The following is a 3,792-nucleotide window of genomic DNA, read 5'->3' on the forward strand; positions in this document are numbered from 1 at the left end:
AAATGCGGTTTTTTACTCGAGACTTCCCCCATTTCAGGATCAGCGAAGCAACGCGGAGCTAATCCGTAAGCCCAAAGGAGCTTTAAATTTAGGGAAACAAAAAAATGAGCATTTTGCAAAAAATGCGGTTTTTTACTCGAGGCATCCCTCATTTTAGGATCAGCGGAGCAACTCGGAGCGAATCCGTAAGCCCGCAGGAACTAAAAAACAATAAAAAAGTTCGAGTTAGAAGTTTCCACCTGTTAACTCGGCTGTTACTCCTCCTGCAAAGCTACCAAATAATACTTGTTACCTGCTGTTCGTAAGATTTTGCACAAAGTCATCGTAATAATAAAAAAAGTCTTTGGCCGAGCACACCTCCAAGTAATACTCGTAATTCGTAAAATCAAACTCTAAGTTTATAGTTTTACAAGTTTGACAGATATGCGCTGCAATGAACTCATCTATTTTATATGAGCCAAAAAAAAACGGATCGTCCCAATTAAATGGCTCTATGAGTGTATTGAGTCGGCTGCTAAAAAATTCGGCGTTAACGACTTTAAACTTTAGAGCTTCTGTTTTTTTGCTGTAAACATTGATTAGTCTAACATATTTTTTTGAAAAGTCTGATAGCGAGCTAATGTCCTCCATAATTTGTTCGTCGGCTATTTTAAAAAATTCACTCTTTATAGACCTTACACGATCACAATTTGAGAGATAATCAACCACTTCCTTGCGAGCAGAAGTATCCGATTTTTTAAAAACTGCCTCGTCGGAATACCAGTCGTAATTGATCCCTGTTCTTGGATCTACCCATCGAGGCCTGCCCGCTTTGGGAATTTGCAGATTGGCTCCGAATGGATTTGGTTTTGGAATTTTTTGAGCTTGGGTAAATTCGAATTCAGAATTGCTGGAGGTGTAGTAATTAAAAACTGCAAATTGGATGTCGTATTTAGAAAAATCGATGGCTTTGAACAAATCTGGTTGTAGAAGTTGAAGTGTACCAACATCCCTTTTATCAAGTGAATCGGGCGTGGGAACATAAAAATCTTCGGGACCTATTTCCCAACTAAACTTATTCTGAATTTTCTTGAATTCCGACTTGGTGAAAATTACCTCGAGCTCCGTTTCAAACGCGTCTTTAACAAAAAATAAAAGTGAATTATACATGGAGTACTACTTCTAACCTTGAATATTATAAAATTGTGGATCAGAAAATCCGGCCGATGTTTGATAAATCATAATTGATTCTATAAAAAGAGTTTGCAGAGCTAAGTTACCTATTTTATCAAAAAAAGAAGCTTTAGGAATTCGATCCGCTCCGTTTGGAGTTCTCGATATAGGCTTGAGAATTTGCTTAAAATTGCTACGTCATTCTATTTTTCTTTACTACAGTTACTATTAAGAGGTTTTAATTGCTTCAAAGCCATAATAAAATCGTCAGCTTTTGCAATCGTAATATACTAATACAGAGTAGATAAAAATGCCAAAATCTAAAATGACATCAGATCGATTCTTTTTCAACCCAAACTGCTAATCAAATTTAAACAATAGAACTATTAACAAAGCCAAATGAAACCCTATAGTAACTAACAAACCATTCAAAACGTCTTTCCTTTTACGAAAGATAAATCCGACAACGAGAAGAATTAAGACAAACAACCAGCAAACTAGAAAATAATAATTTATCGCATCAAAAGGTCCAATTTCAACTATATCATTTCCCTTCATTTTTTCCACAAGTGAAAAAATCGAATTCGCTACATCAAAAAAGATAAATTCGAAAACGGAATTGCAGTAAAGCCACATGATTGCCAGCGTAGAGTAAAAAATAGGAAATAAAAAAAATAGAAACCTATTTGAATGAGTTCTGTTCATGATTACTTTTTTGAGTAGGAATAAATTCGACCATTAAATTTGTATACCTTTTTGTTACCATCCAAAATAAATTCATTAAAAGTGTGGGTAACCGAATTAGGATATTCTACAGTTGAAAAGCGAAGGCCGTAAGGAGTAATTTTCAAGCCCGTTATTTTCCCAGTCTTTGCATCAATACTTCCTTTCTTTTCTATTTTAAACACAGCATCTTCGGCAATAAGATTGCTTTTAACATACCAAGACCTTACTACTTTAAAATTTGTTTCTGATACACGGACTATTTTCTTGATGGCTAGTTTTGCTTCACTTGGAACTAATGAGCCGAAGTCATCAATATCAATCTCATCGCCTATTTTATATTTAGAAAGTGCCTTTAAAACTTGTTCTTCTTTGGTTAGTTGTAATTGATAATCATCTTCAGAAATCGTTAATCGATGCATCACATGATTCAACCAACTCACGGTTGCTCCGGTAACGGCGCCCATCCAAAAATTACCACCTGTTAACTCGGCCGTTACTCCTCCTGCAAAGCTACCGAATAATACTTGGCCGGCAGAGCTTGAGGCAAATTTTCCGGTTTAAATAAAGATTTAACGTAATAAAACATGCAAATCACTACCTATATAGTTACGTTATAATTTAGTTTTTAATTTAATGGGGTGGTAGTTTATGTAATCTTCGTATGATTCCCCAAAACTTCCGTTTATTGGCATACAAAGACCCGTAAAGCCGAATGAATTTGCTTTAAAATATTTTGCCTTATCTATCGTTAAAATTAAACCATATTCATAAAAATTTATTTCAAAATTGTCTTTGCTTTCCGAGATTACACCTTTAATAGTTTTTACAAATGGCTTTTTATTTGATACAAAATAAGTTTCTATCTCATTCTCTTCCCTTAAAGCGTTTTCTTCTTTTATTCCATTAGCTGTATATGTTTTAAACATTTCACTGTTTATTGTATCTGTAATATTTAATGAGGAGCTAATCTCTATGTTTTTTAAACTTTTGTAAAATCTCAATTTTTTTTCTTTGTCTGTTGTTATATTTACAGTTAATTTTATTGTATCACCTGACGTATATTCTGTCTTATCAGTAGTAAAAAACCTATTAGTTTCTGCAAAATCATCGCATGCAAACAATGATAGAAAAAGAAGAGCGATTAAAAAATGTCTCATCTGTTATGGTTTATAGTTTTTAAATAATACACTGTATTGAGTATCGATGAATCTTTTAAAATCATATGCCCAACTACTTGACGACCAACTTCCTGAATGCCTCATTTGACAGAAGTAAGCACCAATTTTATTTGAATAATAATCCTGTGGGTCAAATGCACTCCGCCGCATTATTGGAATTAAATTCTGCAAATACTCAACAGCATTACCAATTCCTTCTCCGTAAGCATAACCTACAATGGAAACGTGGCGCATATCCATAATTTTACCATCAGGAGCTCTTATATATCTCCAGTCTTTGTGTGGTCCTAAAGGCTGTCCATGTTTCCAACCAGATTCTGTTGCTATTTCTCTCCAAGATTTATCGTGATATCTTGCTTCCCATTCCTCCAATGTATGCTTAACTTGGTCAGCGTTCTTTTTTAATGGATCTTCTTGAAATTTATCACTTAATTTATGCGCCACATGATTCAACCAACTCACGGTTGCTCCAGTAACGGCACCCATCCAAAAATTACCACCTGTTAACTCGGCCGTTACACCTCCTGCAAAGCTACCAAATAATACTTGACCGGCAGAGCTTGAGGCAAATTTTCCGGGAAGCATGCCGTAACCGCCCGCCGCAATACTCGAAATAGTCGCCGAGTAGAAGGTTTGCTCGGCGTTGCCGCCAGAGAAACATTAATTAGCACACACCCCTGCGTTAGGTGCCGCAGCGGATAGCCCGTAAGAAAATTTGTGCTGCAAAAACACAAAC

Annotated in this window: 4 protein-coding genes; all 4 read right to left on the reverse strand. The window is 35.5% G+C overall.

What is annotated here, in order from left to right:
• Positions 1-288: 288 nt before the first annotated feature.
• Positions 289-1,149: a DUF7683 domain-containing protein gene (locus CHX27_RS01010; protein ID WP_094484918.1), complete on the reverse strand. Its 861-nt coding sequence runs from the start codon at positions 1,147-1,149 to the stop codon at positions 289-291.
• A gap of 710 nt (positions 1,150-1,859) precedes the next feature.
• The gene (locus tag CHX27_RS01020; RefSeq protein WP_094484920.1) at positions 1,860-2,342 is read right to left on the reverse strand and encodes a hypothetical protein; all 483 of its coding nucleotides are present in this window, start codon (positions 2,340-2,342) and stop codon (positions 1,860-1,862) included.
• Between the two features lie 147 nt (positions 2,343-2,489).
• On the reverse strand, positions 2,490-3,035 hold the full coding sequence (locus CHX27_RS01025) for a hypothetical protein (protein WP_094484921.1): 546 nt from the start codon (positions 3,033-3,035) through the stop codon (positions 2,490-2,492).
• Positions 3,036-3,038: 3 nt separating this feature from the next.
• Complete coding sequence (locus CHX27_RS01030; RefSeq protein ID WP_094484922.1) at positions 3,039-3,641, reverse strand: hypothetical protein; 603 nt, start codon at positions 3,639-3,641, stop codon at positions 3,039-3,041.
• Positions 3,642-3,792: the final 151 nt, after the last annotated feature.

Source organism: Flavobacterium aurantiibacter, from assembly GCF_002251775.1.
Taxonomy (GTDB): Bacteria; Bacteroidota; Bacteroidia; order Flavobacteriales; family Flavobacteriaceae; genus Flavobacterium; species Flavobacterium aurantiibacter.